The 18,914-nt window shown below is 70.9% G+C and carries 15 protein-coding genes; 6 read left to right on the forward strand and 9 right to left on the reverse strand.

All coding sequences use genetic code 11. From position 1 onward, the window contains the following. Positions 1 to 3: 3 nt before the first annotated feature. On the reverse strand, positions 4 to 1,503 hold the full coding sequence (locus tag YIM_RS31600) for an FGGY-family carbohydrate kinase (RefSeq protein WP_153033800.1): 1,500 nt from the start codon (positions 1,501 to 1,503) through the stop codon (positions 4 to 6). Further along, positions 1,496 to 2,920 (reverse strand): L-fucose/L-arabinose isomerase family protein, encoded by a 1,425-nt coding sequence (locus YIM_RS31605; protein WP_153033801.1) that lies wholly within the window; start codon positions 2,918 to 2,920, stop codon positions 1,496 to 1,498. Before YIM_RS31605 ends, YIM_RS31600 begins: the two co-directional genes overlap by 8 nt. A gap of 118 nt (positions 2,921 to 3,038) precedes the next feature. On the opposite strand from YIM_RS31605, the gene YIM_RS31610 reads away from it, so the two are divergent. Beyond that, entirely contained in the window at positions 3,039 to 4,028 is a 990-nt protein-coding gene (locus YIM_RS31610; protein ID WP_153033802.1) for a LacI family DNA-binding transcriptional regulator, read from the forward strand. Here the strand turns inward: YIM_RS31610 and YIM_RS31615 are convergent, their stop codons facing one another. Genes YIM_RS31615 through YIM_RS31630 form a run of 4 tightly spaced genes read right to left on the reverse strand, consistent with a single transcriptional unit; the run spans position 4,029 to position 8,186 of the window. Continuing rightward, positions 4,029 to 5,033 carry a substrate-binding domain-containing protein gene (locus YIM_RS31615; protein WP_153033803.1) on the reverse strand — a complete coding sequence of 335 codons (1,005 nt, stop codon included), beginning with the start codon at positions 5,031 to 5,033 and terminating at the stop codon, positions 4,029 to 4,031. It abuts the gene before it with no gap. A gap of 12 nt (positions 5,034 to 5,045) precedes the next feature. Next, positions 5,046 to 6,023 (reverse strand): ABC transporter permease, encoded by a 978-nt coding sequence (locus YIM_RS31620; RefSeq protein ID WP_153033804.1) that lies wholly within the window; start codon positions 6,021 to 6,023, stop codon positions 5,046 to 5,048. After that, entirely contained in the window at positions 6,020 to 7,588 is a 1,569-nt protein-coding gene (locus tag YIM_RS31625) for a sugar ABC transporter ATP-binding protein (protein ID WP_153033805.1), read from the reverse strand. The genes YIM_RS31620 and YIM_RS31625 overlap by 4 nt, the downstream gene beginning before the upstream one ends. Before the next feature lie 52 nt (positions 7,589 to 7,640). Next, positions 7,641 to 8,186, reverse strand: coding sequence for a hypothetical protein (locus YIM_RS31630; RefSeq protein ID WP_228004124.1), 546 nt, complete (start codon positions 8,184 to 8,186; stop codon positions 7,641 to 7,643). A gap of 217 nt (positions 8,187 to 8,403) precedes the next feature. Here YIM_RS31630 and YIM_RS31635 point away from each other — a divergent pair, with 217 nt between their 5' ends. Continuing rightward, positions 8,404 to 8,988: a DNA-binding protein gene (locus tag YIM_RS31635; protein ID WP_153033807.1), complete on the forward strand. Its 585-nt coding sequence runs from the start codon at positions 8,404 to 8,406 to the stop codon at positions 8,986 to 8,988. A gap of 51 nt (positions 8,989 to 9,039) precedes the next feature. Further along, positions 9,040 to 9,696, forward strand: a complete 657-nt coding sequence (locus YIM_RS31640) for an RES family NAD+ phosphorylase (protein WP_153033808.1) — start codon at positions 9,040 to 9,042, stop codon at positions 9,694 to 9,696. 19 nt (positions 9,697 to 9,715) lie between these two features. Here the strand turns inward: YIM_RS31640 and YIM_RS31645 are convergent, their stop codons facing one another. From YIM_RS31645 to YIM_RS31655, 3 genes are read right to left on the reverse strand one after another with little or no spacing between them, the layout of a single operon-like run. Beyond that, positions 9,716 to 10,225, reverse strand: a complete 510-nt coding sequence (locus YIM_RS31645) for a GNAT family N-acetyltransferase (protein ID WP_153033809.1) — start codon at positions 10,223 to 10,225, stop codon at positions 9,716 to 9,718. Further along, positions 10,222 to 12,162: a S9 family peptidase gene (locus YIM_RS31650; protein WP_153033810.1), complete on the reverse strand. Its 1,941-nt coding sequence runs from the start codon at positions 12,160 to 12,162 to the stop codon at positions 10,222 to 10,224. The genes YIM_RS31645 and YIM_RS31650 overlap by 4 nt, the downstream gene beginning before the upstream one ends. 43 nt (positions 12,163 to 12,205) lie before the next feature. Next, entirely contained in the window at positions 12,206 to 13,246 is a 1,041-nt protein-coding gene (locus tag YIM_RS31655) for a TerC family protein (protein ID WP_153033811.1), read from the reverse strand. 286 nt (positions 13,247 to 13,532) lie between these two features. Between YIM_RS31655 and YIM_RS31660 the strand changes: the two genes are divergently transcribed. The 3 genes from YIM_RS31660 (at position 13,533) to YIM_RS31670 (ending at position 18,909) form a co-directional block, all read left to right on the forward strand. Further along, positions 13,533 to 16,451, forward strand: a complete 2,919-nt coding sequence (locus YIM_RS31660; protein WP_153033812.1) for an alpha/beta fold hydrolase — start codon at positions 13,533 to 13,535, stop codon at positions 16,449 to 16,451. Further along, positions 16,448 to 17,410 (forward strand): ABC transporter permease, encoded by a 963-nt coding sequence (locus YIM_RS31665; RefSeq protein ID WP_153033813.1) that lies wholly within the window; start codon positions 16,448 to 16,450, stop codon positions 17,408 to 17,410. The genes YIM_RS31660 and YIM_RS31665 overlap by 4 nt, the downstream gene beginning before the upstream one ends. Positions 17,411 to 17,523: 113 nt before the next feature. Continuing rightward, the gene (locus YIM_RS31670) at positions 17,524 to 18,909 is read left to right on the forward strand and encodes a S28 family serine protease (RefSeq protein WP_153033814.1); all 1,386 of its coding nucleotides are present in this window, start codon (positions 17,524 to 17,526) and stop codon (positions 18,907 to 18,909) included. Positions 18,910 to 18,914: the final 5 nt, after the last annotated feature.

The following is an 18,914-nucleotide window of genomic DNA, read 5'->3' on the forward strand; positions in this document are numbered from 1 at the left end:
AGGTCAATCGGCCGCGTGTTGTTCGGCGGCAAGGAAATGTGCGATGTCGCTGGTCGCCGGATACAGCGCGCGGTAGTGCGAGTAGAAACGGTCGTACACGGCGGCCCGCCCGGGATCGGGGCGGACGACGGAGCGCACCGGGTTCCACGCGCTGATGTCCGGCGACCAGCCGAGCGCGACCGCGGCCAGGTACGCGTCACCGAGCGCGGCGCCCACCGTCTCGGCCGGGACCTCCTGGTCGATCCCGGTGACATCACTGACGATCTGCGTCCACAGTCCACCTTGGACACCACCGCCGACGGCGACCAGGCGCCGCGCGGTGCCGCCCGCTTCGGCCATCACCTCGAGATTGTGCCGGACACCGTAAGCGATGCCCTCCAGCACGGCCCGGTACATCTCACCGACGCCGTGGCCGGTGGTCAAGCCGGCGAGCACCCCGCGCGCGTCCGGGTCGAACAGCGGGGTGCGCTCCCCGGCGAAGTACGGCAGCATCAGCAGACCACGACTGCCCGCCGGCACCTCGGCGGCCGCCGCGACCAGCTCCCCGAAGTCGCGACCGGCCAGCTTCCGCAGCCAGTCGGTGATCGCGCCGGAGGTCGCCATGCCCGCCGCGAGTGAATAACTGCCCTCGGCGACACCGCGGGTGGTCCACAGCCCCGGGTGCGGGCTCGGGTCGGCGAGCAACTGGATCAGGAACATGGTCGTGCCGTACATGACCATGGTGTCGCCCGGTTCGGTCACGCCGACGCTGGCCGCCTCCGCCCAGGCGTCCACCGTGCCCGTGGTGACCGGGAGTCCTTCCGGCAGACCGGTTTCCGCGGCCGCGGCGGCGGTCACCGTCCCGGCGATCTCGGTCGGCCAGCACAACCGCGGCAGCCGGATGCCCGGTGCGACCGCGGCCGCCCAATCCTCGGCCCAGTCCGCCGCGCGCAGGTCGTACATCGGGTCGGACTGGCTGGCCGAATGGTGGTCGAGCACGTACTCGCCGGTCAGCCGGTGCACCAGGTACGAGCTGGCCATCAGGAACAGCCGGGAGGCACCGAACACCTCCGGCTCGTGCCGGGCCAGCCAGCGCCACTTCGGCCCCACCGCCTGCGAGGACAGCACCGTGCCGCCACGCTCTACAATGGACTCGGCGCCGAACTCGGCGGTCAGCTCGTCGATCTCGCGGCTCGCCCTGGTGTCCACCCCGTAGAGCACGGCGGGCCGCAGCGGCCTGCCCTCGGCGTCCGCGGGCAGCAGCACCGGCCCGATCCCGCTGACGCCGAGCCCGGCCAGCGGCCGATCGCCCGCCGCCGCGGCCAGTTCCCCGGCGATCGCGGTGAAATCCCGCCACCACACCGTTTCCGCGTCGTGCTCCACCCAGCCGGGGTGCGGGTACGAGGTCTCGTGCGGGCGCGACGTGCGAGCCACGATCGTGCCCCGCGAATCGACGAGCACCCCCTTCGAACTCGCCGTGCCGATGTCTATGCCGAGCAGGAGCCCGTCAGTGCCATCAACCACGCGTCCATTCCTCCACCCGTATGCCCATCAGTTCCGCCGCCGCACGCAGCTCCGCCCGCAGATCACCGGGCACCGCGTGGATGTGGTTCGCCCCGAACCGGCTCAGGAAGGTCTCCGCCGCCACGTCCAGCCGCGCGAAGGCGTGCGGCCACTCCGGCGTCGACCGCCGCACCAGTTCCTCCGTGGTCTGCTCGTCGTAGTTCTCGAACGTACCCAGCATCAGCTGCAGCCGGTACTGGCCGTCGTACCGGGTGAGCCTGCCCAGCGTCATCTCCCCCGGCGCCGCCACGTGCTGCACCGAGGCGCCACCGGCCGGGAAGAAGAACACCTCGGGATAGAAGTTGACGTGGCGCAGGTTTTCCTTCGGATCCGCGCTGCGGGCGGCGTACCAGGTGGCGTGCTGGCCGGAGTTGCACAGGTCCCAGATGTCGCGGTCGGCGTGGTAGTGCCGGACGTCGGCGAAGAGCACCGGGTCACCGGAGAGCTTGTGCATCAGCTGCATGGTCAGCGCGCCGTCCATGTCGGCCTCGGTCGCGGTGACGTGCACGGGTTTCGGGCCGTTCCAGTCGTACGGGTCGTTGAGGAAGGCCTCGGTGACGTCCATCGTGGCGAACCGCTCGGTCAGCTCCGGCTGCCCCTTGATGCCCGAGAAGTCCAGCTTCCGCTCCTCGATGATGTCCCGCACGGCCAGGTACGAGCGGAGCTGCCGCTCCAGCAGTTCCGGGGTCAGCTTCCGCCCGTCGTAGTGCACCCCGGCCGCGTGCGCCTCGATCCACTCCCTGGCCCGGCGCGCTTCCGCGGTGTGCGCGCCATCGGCGGTTTCCGCCCGCGAAACCAGTTCGTACTGGTCGATCTCCTCCACGTCGATGCCGAACTGGCGCATCCACTGGTCGGTGTTGGCCACCGCGGTGTTCATGCCCATCGGGCGCCCGCCGAACCGGCCGAAGGTGGACCCGCGCAGGCCGGCGACCGCGGCCGCGGCGGTGGCCAGCACGCCGATCCGCTCGATCACCCCGGCGTCGTCCGGCGCGCCCCAGAGCCGGACGTGCGCACGGCCGATCTGGTCCAGCGCGCCCCCGGCGGCGAGCATGCCCACCAGCCCGGGCTCGGTCGGATCGGTGCTGGCCAGCAGCACCAGCGGGCCGGGGGTGGCGTCCGCGGCGAGCATGGAAAAGTGCGGGAAGCTCCAGACGGGGTAGTGGAACACCGTGACATCCACCCCGGCCGCGGCGACCTCCCTCGGTACGGACACGGCCAGCGCGTTGTCGGACAACGGCGCCGCACCGGTGACCACCTGGTGGCCCGCTCTGGTCAGCGCGCTGACCAGAGCGTCCAGTGTGGACCGGATGAACCCGGCGTTGCGCTCGTGCACGTGGCCACGTCCGTCGGAAACACTGAGCACGCCGATCCGGGCCACCGCATCCTCCAGGCATCGGTTTGGGCAGGGGCGCTCTGGGTAATCGTTTACTCAAGACGCTATTGTGCGGGTTGAGTAGTGTCAATAGCCGCCACAGCACGAGGAAAGGGGGCCCGCCATGGCGACCATCAGCGACGTGGCGGCCAGAGCAGGCGTGTCCACCGCGACCGTCTCCAGAGCGCTGAACGGCAAGTCCACTGTGGACCCGGCGCTGGCGGAGAAGGTGCGCGAGGCCGCCGCCTACCTCGGCTACCAGCCGAACGGGCTGGCCCGCAACCTGCGGCGGCAGGAGACCGCGGTGCTCGCCCTGGTGATCTCCGACGTGGAGAACCCGTTCTTCACCGCGATCGCGCGCGGGGTCGAGGACGTGGCGCAGACCGCCGGTTACTCGGTCATCCTGTGCAATTCGGACGAGAACGCCGAGAAGGAGCGCCGGTACCTCGACGTGGCGCTGCAGGAGCGGGTCGCGGGGGTGGTGCTCTCGCCGACCGGCGGCGACACCGATGTCACCGGCCTGCTCAACCGCGGCACGCCGGTGGTCGCGGTGGACCGCCCGCTGCACGCGGTCGACGGCGACCAGGTGCTGGTCAACACCCGGTGCGCCGCCGACGAGGCGACCCGGCACCTGCTCTCCGCCGGCTACCGGCGGATCGGCTGCCTCACCGGGCCAGAGGGCGTGCGCACCGCCGACGACCGGCTGGCCGGATACCAGAGCGCGATCGCCGCCTCGGCCACCCAGGACACCACCTGCTTCCGCCGGTGCGAACTGCGCACCGCGCACGCGAAGGCGGCGGCGCTGGACCTGCTCGACGCCGAGGACGCGCCGGACGCGCTGCTCATCGCCAACAGCACGATGGCCATCGGCGTGCTGGAAGCGTTGCGGGAGCGCGGAATCCGGCCGGGCAGCGAGTTCGGCCTGGTCAGCTTCGACGACGCGCCGTGGGCCGCGCTGCTCGATCCCCCGCTGACCGTGGTGGCCCAGCCCGCCTACGAGATCGGCAGCATCGCCGCCCGGCTGCTGCTCGACCGGATCGCCGACAACACCCGGCCGCCGGAGGCCAGGGAGCTGGCCGCCCAGCTGATCGAGCGTGGCAGCAGCCACCGGTGATCAGCCGCCGGCGTTGAGCCGCGCGTAGACCTCCGCCGCGTTGTCGGGGGTCACCCGCTCGATCGCCAGGCCCTGCACCTTGGGCACCTGCTGGCAGTCGACCAGGATCTTGCGCGCGGCCTCGACCGCCTCCTTGCCGCCGGTCGGGTAGACGAAGGTGGCGGCCAGCCTGCCCGCCTCCACCGCCTTGATGCCGCCGGCCTCGATCGGCAGCCCGTCGATGCCGACGATCTTGATCCCGGTCAGCCCGGCGTCCTGCGCGGCCAGGTAGGCGCCCTCGCCCATCGGGTCGTTGTGCGCGTAGACCACCTGGATGCCGGGCGTGCCCTTGAGCAGCGCGTCGGCCTGCTGGCGGCCGCGGTCGCGCAGCCAGTCGCCGTCGGCGCTCGCCACGATCTCGATGTTCTTGCCGCCGATGCCCAGCTTGAACCCGTCGCTGCGCTCCTTTGCCGGGCTCGACCCGGCCAGCCCCTTCAGTTCGGCGACCTTGCCGCCGCCGGGCAGCAGCGTCTGGGCGACGAACTCGCCGGCCCGGCGGCCGATGTCGAAGTTGTCGGCGCCGATGAACGAGGTGAACGAGTCGCCGTTGACCTTGCGGTCCAGCACCAGCACCGGCACGCCCCGCTCGTAGGCCTTCTTCACCACCGAGGTCAGCGGGGTCGCCTCGTTCGGGCTGATGATCAGCAGGTCGATCTGCTGGGTGAGGAAGTTCTCCACCTGCTCGACCTGCTTGGAGTTGTCCTGCTGGGCGTCGGCGAAGTTCACCGTGAACTGGGGGACGCCGGCGGCGGCCTTCCGGATGTCGGCGTCCATCCGCTCGCGGTACGGCTCGGCGACGTTGGCCTGGCTCACCCCGATCGTGTACTTGCCGCCGGCTCCCCCGCACGGCTTGGGCTCGGCCGGGCCACCGGCGTTCTCGCTGGTGGTCCCGCAGGCGGACGCCACCGTAGCCACCAGTGTCACGCCAAGCAGCAGTGAAAAGGCGCCACGCGCTCGTTTCGGCATGAGTTCCTCCCTCTACCCCACCGCGGCCGGCCGCAGGCGCTGCAGCCCGGCGGCCGCCACGATCACCAGTCCGATGATCAACAGCTGGATGTTCGAATCCACGTTGTTCAGGGTCAGGATGTTGCGCAGCACCCCGACCAGCAGCGCCCCGGCGACGGTACCGACCACCGTGCCCCGCCCGCCGGACAGGCTCGCCCCGCCGATCACCACCGCCGCGATGGCGTCCAGCTCGGCCATCGACCCGTCGTTGGGACCGCCGTAGTTCAGCTGCCCGGCGTGCACGATCCCGGCCAGCGCGGCGAGCAGCCCGCACAGGCCGAAGACCAGGATCTTCACCCGGTTCACCGGCACGCCGGACAGGCGCGCCGCCTTCTCGTTGCCACCGATGGCGTAGACGTGCCTGGAGAACGCGGTGACGCGCAGCAGGATCGCGGCCAGCCCGGCGACCACGGCGAAGATGAGCGCGGGGATCGGCACCAGCCCGCCGAAGGTGCGCTCGCCGAGCAGGGAGAAGGCCATCGGCGCGCGGCCGGGCGCGTCCCCGTAGGCGATTTCCACGCCCTGCCCGCCGGACCAGATCCGCGCCAGCGCGCGGGCGATCTGCATGCCGGCGAGCGTGACGATGAAGGCCTGGATGCCCAGTTTCGCGGTGACCACGCCCTGCAGCAGGCCGAAGACCAGTCCGGCGGCGAGCACCACCAGCACCGCGGGCAGCACGCCGAAGTCCTGGCGCACCAGCAGGACCGCGGCGCCCACGCTGGCCAGGCCGAGCACCGAGCCCACCGAGAGGTCGATGCCGCCGACCAGGATCACGAAGGTCATGCCGACCGCGAGAATGCCGATCTCCGACATCGCGCGCACCACGTTGAACAGGTTGGCGCTGTCGAGGAAGAGCAGTTCGCCGTTGCGGACCGGCGAGAAGATCACGGCCGCGAGGAACACCAGCACCAGCCCGAACAGGCTCTGGAAGCGGAACAGCCAGGCGATCATCCGGCCTCCTCGTCCGGTGTGAGCGCTTCCGCCTCACCCATCGACGCGGCGAGCAGTTCGGCCTCACCGGCTTCGGCGGTGTGCAGTTCGCGCACGCTCCGCCCTTCGCGCAGCACCACCACCCGATCGCACACCCCCATCAGTTCCGCGAGTTCCGAGGACGCCAGCAGCACGCCGACGCCCCGCGCGGCGATTTCGGCCAGCAGCTGGTAGATCTCCGCCTTGGCGCCGACGTCGACCCCGCGGGTCGGGTCGTCGAGCAGCAGCAACACGGGTTCGGTGAGCAGGTTCCGGCCGAGCACCACCTTCTGCTGGTTGCCGCCGGACAGCGAACCCGCCGGGGCGGCCAGCCCCCTGAGTCCGGACAGCTTGATGCCGAGCCGTTCCGCGGTGCCCATCGCGGCCCGGCGTTCGCGGGCGGGCGGCACCACGCCGAACCGCCCGATCCGGTCGACCACCGACAGCACGGTGTTCGCCAGCACCGAGTGCTCGAGTGCCAGCCCGGAGGTTCGCCGGTCCTCCGGGACGAAGGCGATCCCCCGCCGGAGTGCTTCCCGTGGCCCTTTCGGGTGGACCTCCGTGCCGTGCAGCCGCACGCTGCCCGACCACCGGCCGGGGGTGCCCACGCCGTACAGCGTCTCCAGCAGTTCGGTGCGGCCGGAGCCGAGCAGCCCGGCCAGTCCGACGATCTCCCCTTCGGCGACCCGCAGCGAGATCCCGGCCGGTTCACGTCTTCCGGCCACCGGACGGCGCGGGCGCAGCACCAGGCCGTCCACCGCCAGCAGGTCCCGGCCGGCCGTCCGCCCGGTCCCGGTCTGGAACAGCAGGTCCACCCGGCGGCCGACCATCGCTTCGGACGCCTGTTCCGCGGTCATCTCACGGGCGTCGAACTCGGCCACCACCCGGCCGTTGCGCAGCACCGTGGCGCGGTCGGCGACCTGGCCGATCTCCGCCATGCGGTGCGAGATGTAGACGATGCCGGCACCAGCGGCCCGCAGCCCGGCGATCACCCGGAACAGCTGCTCGGCCTCGGCGGGCGGCAGCGCGGACGTCGGCTCGTCCATGATCAGCACCCGCGCGTCGAGCGAGAGCGCCTTGGCGATGGTGACCAGCTGCTGCTCACCCGTGCGCAGGTGCTCCACCGGCCGCTTCGGGTCGAGGTCGACGCCGGTGCGGGCCAGCAGGTCGCGCGCGGTGGCCAGCATGCGCCGCCGGTCCAGCGCGCCGATCCGGGTGCGGGGCTCCCGGCCGAGAAAGATGTTCTCCGCCACCGAAAGCGCCGGGACCAGGTCGAGTTCCTGCGGGATCATCGAAATGCCCGCCCGCTGCGCGTCGGCCGGACCGGCGAAGCACACCGGCTCGCCGTCGATCCGGATCTCGCCGTGGTGGCCGCCGACCTCACCGGCGAGCACCTTCATCAGGGTGGACTTCCCGGCGCCGTTCTCGCCGAGCAGTGCGTGCACCTCGCCGGCGTGCACGGTGAAGTCGGCGTCCCGGATCGCGCGCACCCCGCCGTAGGACTTGCTGACGCCCGTCATGGCGACCAGCGGTGCTCGATCGGTCATGCCCGCCCCCTGCCGGCAGTGGCCCGGGAAATCGATTACTCGACGCTAGGGGTCAACCGCCGAGGGTGTCAAGTACGGCGCGGCCGCGTGCCGACAAGCGGTAGCCGACCTCCAGGCTCTCGGTCAGCCCCAGCTCCTTGAGCTTGCGGACGTCGGCCTTGAACACGGGCGTGGCCAGCCCGAACCGCTCGGCCAGCTCCGCCGCGCGCACCCCGGGACGCGCCGCTATCTCGGCGAGGAAGGCGCGCGTCCACGGTCCCCGCGCGCCGGCGGCGTCCTTTTTGTTCAACTTGGTGAGCAATTCGGACAGTTCCTCACCGACGGGCACTTTGTCCCGCAGCGCGACCCGCGGATCCTCGCCGCCGGGGCCGACCTCGATCCGGTAGACCCGTCCCTGCGGCCGTCCGCTCAGGAAATGCCGCAGTTCGGCGGTGTTTTCGAACCCCGCCCGCCGGGCATCCTCTTCGGAGATGTCTTCCACAGCGACCGGATCGACCGAACGCACGGCGACCACGCCCAGCGCGGTGCGCAGGGTTCCCCCAGCTCGCACGGTGGGACGGCGCCAGCGGCGGAAGGCGAACGTGACTTCTCCGGACATGATGCGCTCGAGCGTCACTCGCGGAATAAGCACGAGGCTCCCGTCGTCACGAACCGCCGAAGGACTCTGGACAACTGCACCCGGGACGGTCAGACTAACCCACGTTCGTCTACCGTACGTGTTGGGTTATGTGCGTTCTGTGTCGATCTTTGGTGACTTGACACACAATAGCGGCACGAAACCGCACGAACCCGCACACACAGGATAGTCTGGGTGCATGTCTGTGGCGCTGGAGACCGTACTGGCGAAAGCCGGGCTCAAGGTGGACGCGACCGAGTTCCTCACGCACGTGGAGGATGCCGCTCGCAAACTGTCCCCGCCCAATCCGGACCCTTCGGATTATTTCTCCGCCGAGCAGCGCGACGCGCTCATCGACGTGGGGCTGGACCTCGCGCCACAGGCGGAGAGCGAGCCGGACATGCGGGCCAGGACGGTCGCCGCGCACGCGGTGCTCGCCGACTCCTCGCTGACCGTGCTCGCCGCCGCCGAACGGCTGGGCGTTGACGACAGCCGTATCCGGCACAAGATCAAGGACCGCAGGCTGGCCGCGTGGAAGGCGCAGGGCGGCTGGCGCCTGCCGTCGTGGCAGTTCACCTCGTCCGGGCTGCTGCCCGGACTGGACGTGGTGCTGCGCGCGGTGCCCGAGGACCAGCCACCGCTGGTGGTGGCCGCGTTCATGAGCACCCCGCAGCCCGATCTGGTGATCAACGACCGGCCTGCCACTCCCCGGCAGTGGTTGCTGGCGGGTGGTGATCCCGAGCCCGTCGCCCGGCTGACCGAGACACTGGGCACGCCCGCCTGAGCGCTCTCGAAGAGATCACCTGTCCGCACGAGAAAGTGTTGAACCCCACGCATGGCCAGGCTCCCCCTGCCACCCGCGCGTGCCGTCCTGGTCAGGGAACTGCGGCGCACCGAGGACGTCGTCGCGGTGCACCCGGCGACCAGGCTGGTGCGCATCTTCACCGCGCACGGCAATCATCCCCAGCAGTGGAACTCGTTCCGCTACACCGGTCCGCTACCGCACGGCCGCTTCGACCAGCAGCGGCCCGGTCGCGGCGGCGTGCCGGTGACCGACCAGAAGAACGGGGTGCTCTACTTCGGGCTCACCGTGCGCACGAGCGTCGCGGAGGTGTACCAGACCACGTCCACCGTGGACCGCAAGACCCGCGGCCCGCGCCTGGTCGTGGTCCGGCCGACGCGCACGCTGCGCCTGCTCGACCTCGGTGGCCTGTGGCCGACCAGGGTCGGGGCGTCGCAGGAGATCTCCAGCGGGCCGAAGAAGATCACCCAGGCCTGGGCGCGCGCCATCCGCTCGGCCTTCGGTGACCTCGACGGCTTGTGGTACCGCTCGTCGATGGACTCCGGTGACCCGGCGCTGTGCCTGTGGGACCCACCGGCCGGTGGCGCGCTGCCGCTGAAGCCGGAGGTCCTGCTCCCGCTGGACCACCCGGGTCTCGACGTGCCGTTGGGCCGCGTCTGCCACGAACTCAACTACGACATGGTCAACTGACGCAGGGCACGGCAAGGGCTCAGGCCAGTGGGCGCGAGTAGCGGATCTCCACGGCCGAGCCGTCGGCGAACTTGGTGGACTGGGTGACGTGGTCACACTGCCAGCCGTGGGCTTCGTAGAACTCGCGGGCGGAGGTGTTCCGCTCGAAAACCCACAGCACGGCGTGGCCGAAGCCGCAGCCGGTCAGGTGGGCCACGGCGGCTTCGTGCGCGGCGTGGCCCGCGCCGGTTCCGCGCCGTTCGGCGGCGGCGTACAGCGCGCCCAGCATGCCCGGCTCGCTGTCCCCCAGCACGCCGGCGTAGGCGCCGATCTCGCCGTCGGCGTCGACCGCGACCAGCATGGTGGTCCGCTCCGTCGACGCGGCGATGCGCGCGGCGAACATCTCGTCCCAGTCCGCCTGCCGCAGCGAGTCCAGGTAGTCGTCCGGCAGGATGCCGCGGTAGGCCGTCCGCCAGCCGCCGAGGCAGATCGACGCCAGCCTCGCGGCATCGGCGGCGACGGCCCGGCGGACGGTCCATTCCACGCTCATCCCAGGTGCCGCCCCCACCAGTCGAGCACCGCGTCGAACCGCTGCACCCGGTGCCTCGGCCGACCGGACCGGCTCAGCTCGTGGCCCTCACCGGGGAACAGCAGGAACTCCGTGTCCACCCCGTTGGCCTTGAGCGCCACGAACAACCGCTGCGCCTGCTCCAGCGGGCAGCGCCAGTCCTCTTCGGAGTGCACCACGGCGAACGGGATGTCGATCTTCGCCGCGTAGGTGAGCGGGCTGCGTTCGCGCTGCACCTCCGGATCGGTGCCGACGTAGCATTCGACGAACTCCCAGCCGATGTCCGAACTACCGGCGAACGAGTCCCACGCGTTGACCGCGCGCTCGCTCCACGCCGCGCGGAACCGCTCACCGTGGTGCGCCGACAGCCAGGTGGTCATCAGCCCGCCGTACGAGCCGCCCATCACGCCGACCCGCGAAGCGTCCAAATCGGACCGTTCCAGCGCGGCGTCGAGAAAGCTCAGCAGGTCCGTGGCGTCCACAGTGCACAGCGCGCGGACGATGGCCCGGCCGTGCGACTCGCCGTACCCGGCCGAACCGCGCGGATTCGCCATCACCACCGCGTAGCCCGCCGACGCGTACACCTGCGCCTCGTCGAACAGCGACCACTCGTACGGCGCGAACGGCCCGCCGTGGATCACCAGCAGGACCGGGTGCGGCCCCTCCCCTTCCGGCAGCACCACCCAGCCGTGCACCGGGTGCCCGTCCGCCGCGGTTGCGGTCAGCTCCACCGCCGGGCGCACCTTCTCCCGCACCGGCGCGGAGAAGTCGGTAAGCGTGCGGGCCTTACCGTTCTCCAGCAGCACGACCTCACCGGAGTCCACCGGCGAAGCCACCACCGCGGCGACGCGGTCACCGTCCACGGTGAACCCGCGGACGGCTGCCTTCGCACCGAGCAGGCAGCGCAGATCGGCCAGTTTCGCCAGGTGCGCGTCCGACGGCACCGCGCGCAGCTCGGCCGCCCCGTGCGTGCGGACGACCACCAGCACCTCGTCGCCGAGCACCGCGGGCGCGCCCGCACCGGCGTCGGTGTCGATGGTCTCGGCGTCGGTAAGCCGCCGCGGCGTCGCGGGCTCGCCGTCCGTGCGCAGCGGCGCGGCCCAGAGACCCCGGTTGCGCACCAGGTCGGGACCGGCGAACTCGAGGCCGTGGAAGTAGACGATGCCGTCCGCGGTGACCAGCGGTGCCGCCGCGTCGCCTTCGGTGCGGACGGCGAGCACCGGCGCGCCACCGGCGACCGGCACGGCGTAGAGGTCGGCATGAAGCGTCTCCACCCGGCCCCAGTCACGCGGCGCGACGACCAGCACGAACTCGCCGTCGGGAGTCCACACGGGATCGTGGACGTCGACCTGGTCGTCGGTGAGCGGGGTCAGTTCGGCCGGTCCGCCGGGGTCGTTCACGTCGGCGTCCACCACGAACAGTCGTTGCGGACGGTCACGCAGGAAGCCGATGTCGTCGATGCGGTAGTCGTACCGGGTGATCCGGCGCGGCGCCTCGGCCGCGGCCTCGACGGTTTCCCCGTCGGCATCGGGCGTGCCGTACCGCCCGGGTTCGGGAATCCGGGCGGTGAAGGCGATCCGGCGTGAATCCGGCGCCCAGCGGAAGCTCTCGGCCCCCAGCGGCACATCGGTGATCCGCTTGGCCTCACCACCGTCGGCGGGCATCACGTGCAGCTGGGCACCGCGTTCGCCGGTCACCCGGAGGAAAGCGACCAGCGTGCCGTCCGGGGAGATGGCCGGGGCGCTGTCACGCGGGCCATGCGTCCACGGCCGGTCGCCGCCCGCCGGGGCGATCCGGCGAACCACGCCGTGCGCGCGGTTGGCCTTCAGGTCGGGCCTGGACAGCCCGGTCAGCAGCAGATCGCCGTGCAGAGCGGGCGAACGAGGTGCGGTCAGCAGTTCGATGTCAGTGGGAAGCACGATGCCGACCGTACAACTTCCACCCGCTCCGCACGGGGACGAATCAGCGCTCGGGCTGGGCGGCCTCGGACTCACGAGCCGCGGCCTCGCGCTCCTCCGGCGACTTCGCGTTCAGCTCGAGGTTGGGCCCCTGCACCGACTCCGGGTCCTTCTTGGCCTTGCGCAGGCTGAGCACCGTGGTCAGGGTCAGCACGGTGACGATCACGCCGAGCGAGACCCAGTTGTTGATGTCGAGCCAGTCCGGCACCAGGTGGTACTCGTGCAGCGCGTGCAGGAACAGCTTGGCGCCGATGAAGCCGAGGATGATCGCCAGCCCGTAGGACAGGTAGACCAGCTTGGTGACCAGGCCGCCGAGCAGGAAGTACAGCTGCCGCAGGCCCATCAGCGCGAAGGCGTTGGCGGCGAAGACCAGGTAGGCGTCCTGGGTGATGCCGAAGATGGCGGGGATGGAGTCGACCGCGAAGAGCAGGTCGGCGCTGCCGATGGCGACGATGACCACGAACATCGGGGTGATCCAGCGCTTGCCGTCACGCTTGACGAAGGACTTGTGGCCCACGTAGTCGTCGGTCACCGGGAAGAGCTTGCGGACCCACTTGGTGACCGCGTTCTCGTTGTATTCCTCGTGGTCGTCGTTACCGCGCACCATGCTGACCGCGGTCCAGATCAGGATCGCGCCGAAGAGGAAGAACACCCAGACGAACTGGGCGATCAGGGCGGCGCCGACGGCGATGAACGCGCCGCGCATGACCAGTGCGAGCAGGATGCCGATCAGCAGCACGCGGTGCTGGTGGATGGCGGGCACCTTGAACGAGGACATGATCACCATGAAGATGAACAGGTTGTCCACGCTGAGTGAGTACTCGGTGATGTAACCGGTGAAGAACTCGACGCCGGGGTCGTGTCCGCCGAAGATCCACACCCCGATCCCGAAGAGGATCGCGCAGGCGACGTAGAAGGTGACCCACCTGGCGGCTTCGCCGGTGGTCACCTGGTGCGGCTTGCGATCGACGACAACGAGGTCGATGGCGATCAGGACCAGCAGGCCGCCGATCGTGGCGATCCATAGCCACAAAGGAACCGTCATGAAAACTACCCTCCGGTATAGCGGGGACGACCAACCACTACCCGGAGGTCTCTTCCACCGGTACTCGACCGGCCGATGGCGCCGGGCGTCACAGAGGACGGCCGTGCTGACGACGCCATCGCGAAGGAATACTCCCCTCCACGTGCTTGACCATCTTGGCCGCTGAGCGGGTCAAACGCCAGCCGGGGTCACCAGTGTCACCGTTTTGCCCCGCGTAACCTGCGTCACGTCCGAGCAACCTGATACCCACAGGACACTCTCAGCAAACGTCCCATACGGTCACTGCGTGCCCTCAATTCCACTACTCCGAGATACGCCGCCACGGCGTCGCCGGGTGATCGCACTGGTGCTGGTCGCCGTGGTCGCCGCGGCCGGTGTGCTCGTCTGGTCGCAGACCGGTGAGGAAGCCTCGCCGATCCGCACCGAAGATGCCACCGTCGAGGTCGCCGCGGCGCCCGGTTCGCCCGATCGTGTGCGCCTGGACACCACGCTGTACCTCCCCCAGGTGACACCCGCACCCGCTGTGCTGATGCCACACGGCTTCGGCGGCAGCAAGAACAGCGTCGCCGCCGACGCGCGGGAAATGGCCGAACGCGGGTTCGTCGTGCTGGCCTGGTCCGCGCGCGGTTTCGGCCGCAGCACCGGGCAGATCTCGCTCAACGACCCCGACTACGAGGTCGCCGACGCGCAGCGCCTGCTGGACAACCTGGCCGAGCGGCCCGAGGTGCGGACCGACGGCCCCGGTGACCCGCGTGTCGGGGTCACCGGCGGGTCCTACGGCGGCGCGCTCTCGCTGCTGCTCGCCGGGATCGACAAGCGCGTGGACAGCATCGCGCCGGTGATCACCTACAACGACCTCAGCCAGGGCCTGATCCCGAACTCGGCGACTCCCGCCGCCTCGGCCACGGGTACCCCGGCGGAGAACGCCTTCGCCCCGGACGGGGTGTTCAAGCGGTCCTGGGCGGGCATCTTCTTCTCCGCCGGTTCGGGTGGCGCTTCGTCCGGTGAACCGGGCAACGAGGCGCCCGAAGCCGGGCAGGAGCAGGACGACAGTTCCTCCAGCGGCGGTATGGGCGGCGGCCAAGACGCCGCCGCCGCGGCCGGTGCGATGCCGGCCGGTGCCCCCGGCGGGCAGGCCGGTCAGGGCGGTCCCGGTGGCCCGCCCGGCGCGGGCAACCCGTGCGGCCGGTTCACCGAGGCCGTCTGCCGGGCCTACGCCGACGTCGCCGCGACCGGCAAGGCCGGGCCGGAGACGCTGGAGCTGCTTCGCCGCGTCTCCCCGGTGTCGGTGACCTCGAACATCACCGCGCCGACGCTGCTGGTGCAGGGCGAGCGCGACACCCTGTTCGGCCTGGACCAGTCCGACGCCACCGCGCGCCAGATCGCCGCCACCGGCGGCAAGGTCAAGTCGATCTGGTTCGCCGGCGGGCACGACGGCGGCCGCCCCGGCCCGAAGCTGCGGGCGCAGATCGGCGACTGGATGACCTTCCACCTCAAGGGTGAGGGCAGCGATCCCGGCACCGGCTTCGCCTACGACGTCCAGGGCGCGCTGCGCACCGACGGCGCGCCGTCGGTGCGCACGGTGGAGGCCCCCGCCTATCCGGGCATCGGCGCACCACCGGCCGAGCGGCGGCAGATCCCGCTGCTGGGCCAGGAACAGCCGATCGTGAACCCGCCGGGCGGCAATCCGGCGGCGGTGAGCGGCATTCCCGGGCTGAACGGGATCGCCGCCAGTTCGTCGCGGCTGGCCGGGCTGTTCTCGGTCGAGCCGCCGGGCCAGTCGGCGCGCTTCACCTCGGCGCCGGTCGATTCGCAGGTGCTGGTCACCGGTTCGTCGACGGTACGGCTGCGCGTCGCGGCGAACGGACCGGTCCCGCCCGAGGGCGCGGTGCTGTTCGCGAAGCTGTACGACGCCAGCCAGGACGGCACGCGCACGCTTCCGGGCAACGGGGTCGCCCCGATCCGGATCCCGGCGCTGCCCGCCGACGGCTCGGCCGCCGAGGTCACCGTGACCCTGCCGCCGATCGTGCGGCCGGTCGAGGCCGGGCACTCGCTGGTGCTCGTGGTCAGCACCACCGACCAGGCGTACGCCACGCCGGTGCAGCCGGCCACCTACCGGGTTTCGCTGGCCGAGGGCGGCGCGCTCGGCGTGCCGCTGGTGCCGGGCACCGCGGTCAGCACGGGCTGGCCGGTCGGGCAGATCCTCGGCATCGCGGGCACGCTGCTCGCCGCGCTGGTGTTGGCCGTGATCGCGGGCATCCGCCGCAAGCGGTCGCACGTGCTCGACGAGGACCTGGCCGGAACGCCGCTGGTGATCGACAACCTGACCAAGTCCTATCCCGGCGGGCTCACCGCGGTGAAGGACCTGTCCTTCCGCGTGGAACCGGGCCAGGTGCTCGGCCTGCTCGGGCCGAACGGCGCCGGGAAGACCACCACGCTGCGCATGCTGATGGGCCTGATCTCGCCGAGCGCCGGTTCCATCCGGGTGTTCGGGCACAAGGTCACCTCGGGTGCGCCGGTGCTGTCGCGGATCGGCTCCTTCGTCGAGGGGTCCGGCTTCCTGCCGCACCTGTCCGGCCAGGACAACCTGCGGCTGTACTGGGACGCCACCGGGCGACCGGCCGACAAGGCGCACTTCACCGAGGCGCTGGAAATCGCCGGGCTCGGCGACGCGGTGCACCGCAAGGTCCGCACCTACAGCCAGGGCATGCGGCAGCGGCTGGCGATCGCGCAGGCCATGCTCGGCCTGCCGGAGCTGCTCGTGCTCGACGAACCGGCCAACGGGCTCGACCCGCCACAGATCCACCAGATGCGCGAGGTGCTGCAGCGCTACGCCGCGACCGGCCGCACCGTGGTGGTGTCCAGCCACCTGCTCGCCGAGGTCGAGCAGACCTGCACCCACGTGGTGGTGATGCACCGCGGCAGGCTGGTCGCCTCCGGCGAGGTCAACGACATCGTCGCGGCGGGCGGCGAGGCGACCTTCCGGGTGGACCGCCCGGACGCGGCCGCCGAGACGCTGCGCGAGGCCGGGGTGTCCGAAGTGGACATCGAAGGCAAGCTGGTGCACGCCGATCTGGCGGGCATGGCGCGGGCCGACGCGGTGGCCGTGCTGGTCAAGGCGGGCATCGCGGTCGAGCAGGCCGGGCCGCGGCGACGGCTGGAAGACGCGTTCCTGCAACTGGTCGGAGAGGAGGCGAACGCATGAGCAAGACGGAGAAACTGGCCGACGCCAACGCCGCGGTCGACCACGGCGTGCACACCGATCCGGCCGCGCTGCAGGAACTGACCGACGCGGCCACCGCCGAACCCACCGAGGTGGGTGCGGACGGGGCCGTCGCGGGCTACCGCGCCGCGCGCACGCTGCGGCTCGGCGTGGAACTGCGGCGGCAGCTCAAGCGGCGGCGCACGCAGATGGTGCTCGGTTTTGTCGCGCTGCTGCCGTTCATCCTGGTGATCGCCTTCGAGATCGGCGAGGCGAACCCGAACCGGCGGTCCGGCGGGTTCGTCGACCTGGCCACCGCCAGCGCGCCGAACTTCGTGGTGCTGGCGTTGTTCGTCTCGGGCACGTTCCTGCTGCCGATGATCGTCGCGTTGTTCTTCGGGGACACCATCGCCAGCGAGGCGTCGTGGTCGAGCCTGAAGTACCTGCTCGCCATCCCGGTGCCGCGGCACCGGGTGCTGCGGCAGAAGGCGATCGTCTCGGCGTTGCTCTCGGCGATCGCGCTGGTGCTGCTCCCGCTGGTGTCACTGCTGGTCGGGGTGGTCTGGTACGGCGCGGGAGACGCGATCAGCCCGACCGGTGACGCGGTCACCTTCGCCGACAGCCTGCTCGCGCTGGGCATGTCGATCGTCTACATCATGATCCAGCTGGCCTGGGTGGCCGGGCTGGCGCTGCTGCTCAGCGTGCTCACCGACGCGCCGCTCGGCGCGGTCGGCGGCGCGGTGCTGGTGGCGATCGTGTCGCAGATCCTCGACCAGATCACCGCGCTCGAGGACCTGCGGAACTATCTGCCGACGCACTACTCGTTCGCGTGGATCGACCTGATCTCCACGGACATCGACTGGTCCAACATGGCCAGCGGGGCGTTGTCCTCGGTGCTGTTCGGCACGGTGTTCGGCCTGCTGGCCGCGCGCCGGTTCGCCACCAAGGACATCACCAGCTGATTCGGCCCGTCGCGCCCCGGTCGTCCCCCTTTTTCGGGACGGCCGGGGCGTTTCGGCGTTTGCCGCCGGACAGCCGATTGCCCACTGCGGCCGGATTCTGTGAGGATTCGGCGATGCGCAGGTTCGGTGCCGCGGTGGCGGCCTTGCTGATGGCTGTCGTGCCCTGGAGTGTTCCTGCCGCCCAGGCGGCCGAGGACATCGGCGAGGCGTTGAAGCGGGTGCCGGGGCTGACCGTGGTCTCCGAGGAGAAGGCGCCCGAGGGATTCCGGTTCTTCAAGCTCACCTTCACCCAGCCCGCCGACCACCGGCGTCCCGGCGCGGGCTCGTTCGAGCAGCGGCTGACCCTGCTGCACCGGGACGTCCGCGCGCCGATGGTGATGTACACCAGCGGGTACAACGTCTCGGCGAACCCGAACCGGTCGGAGCCGACGCAGCTGGTCGACGGCAACCAGCTGTCCATGGAGTACCGGTACTTCACCCCGTCGCGGCCGGAGCCCGCCGACTGGGGCAGGCAGCTGACCATCTGGCAGGCGGCCACCGACCAGCACCGGGTGGCGGCCGCGTTCAAGGCGTTGTACGGGGCGAACTGGCTGGCCACCGGCGGGAGCAAGGGCGGCATGACCGCGGTGTACTTCCGCCGGTTCTACCCGTCGGACGTGCAGGGCACGATCGCCTACGTCGCGCCGAACGACGTGATCGACGGACTGGACGTCTACGACCGGTTCCTGTCCACTGTGGGCGATGACCCGGCGTGCCGGGACGCGTTGCGCGCCAACCAGCGGGAGTCGTTGAAGCGGCGGGACGAACTGGGCGCACTGGCCGCGGCCGAGGCCGCCGAGAAGGGCTACACCTTCGACATCGTCGGCTCGCAGGACAAGGCGATGGAGATCGCGATCATCGACTCGTACTTCACCTTCTGGCAGTACCAGAAGCAGGCGGACTGCGCGTCGGTGCCGGGGCCTTCGGCTTCCACACAGGAGATCTTCGACTTCTTCGTGCGGGTGGAAAGCCTGAACACGTACGCGGACCAGGAGCTGGCGCAGTACGTGCCGTACTACTACCAGGCGGCGGTGCAGCTGGGCGTGCCCGCTTCGTACGAACGGCACCTGCGGGACCTTCTGCGTTACCCGGGCTCGAACGTCGCGGCGACGTACGTGCCGGATTCGGTGCGGTTGCCGCGTTTCGACCACGTCGCCATGCCGGACGTCGACTTCTGGGTGCGGTCGCGGGGTTCGCGCCTGCTCTTCGTGGACGGGGAAAACGATCCGTGGAGCGCCGAACCGTTCCGGCTGGGCTTCGGTTCGCAGGACTCGTACCGGTATGTCGTCCCCGGCGGCAACCACGGCTCGAAGATCGCGCAGCTGCCACCCGCGGACGCCGCCGCGGCGACCGACACGGTCCGCCGATGGGCGGGCGTCCCGGCCCCGGTGGCCAGGCAGCTTCCCGCCCCGGCGACCTTCGACGCCGATCCGCTCCTGGAGGCCCGGCCGCCCCTCTGACGTGG

Origin of the sequence: Amycolatopsis sp. YIM 10 (assembly GCF_009429145.1) — a bacterium.
GTDB lineage: Bacteria > Actinomycetota > Actinomycetes > Mycobacteriales > Pseudonocardiaceae > Amycolatopsis.

Bases quoted from the DNA above. Each gene is read 5' to 3' on its own strand.
- YIM_RS31610 (WP_153033802.1), top strand. From the start codon at position 3,039: ATGGCGACCATCAGCGACGTGGCGGCCAGAGCAGGCGTGTCCACCGCG.
- YIM_RS31615 (WP_153033803.1), bottom strand. From the start codon at position 5,033: ATGCCGAAACGAGCGCGTGGCGCCTTTTCACTGCTGCTTGGCGTGACA.
- YIM_RS31620 (WP_153033804.1), bottom strand. From the start codon at position 6,023: ATGATCGCCTGGCTGTTCCGCTTCCAGAGCCTGTTCGGGCTGGTGCTG.
- YIM_RS31625 (WP_153033805.1), bottom strand. From the start codon at position 7,588: ATGACCGATCGAGCACCGCTGGTCGCCATGACGGGCGTCAGCAAGTCC.
- YIM_RS31630 (WP_228004124.1), bottom strand. From the start codon at position 8,186: ATGTCCGGAGAAGTCACGTTCGCCTTCCGCCGCTGGCGCCGTCCCACC.
- YIM_RS31635 (WP_153033807.1), top strand. From the start codon at position 8,404: ATGTCTGTGGCGCTGGAGACCGTACTGGCGAAAGCCGGGCTCAAGGTG.
- YIM_RS31640 (WP_153033808.1), top strand. From the start codon at position 9,040: ATGGCCAGGCTCCCCCTGCCACCCGCGCGTGCCGTCCTGGTCAGGGAA.
- YIM_RS31645 (WP_153033809.1), bottom strand. From the start codon at position 10,225: ATGAGCGTGGAATGGACCGTCCGCCGGGCCGTCGCCGCCGATGCCGCG.
- YIM_RS31655 (WP_153033811.1), bottom strand. From the start codon at position 13,246: ATGACGGTTCCTTTGTGGCTATGGATCGCCACGATCGGCGGCCTGCTG.
- YIM_RS31665 (WP_153033813.1), top strand. From the start codon at position 16,448: ATGAGCAAGACGGAGAAACTGGCCGACGCCAACGCCGCGGTCGACCAC.
- YIM_RS31670 (WP_153033814.1), top strand. From the start codon at position 17,524: ATGCGCAGGTTCGGTGCCGCGGTGGCGGCCTTGCTGATGGCTGTCGTG.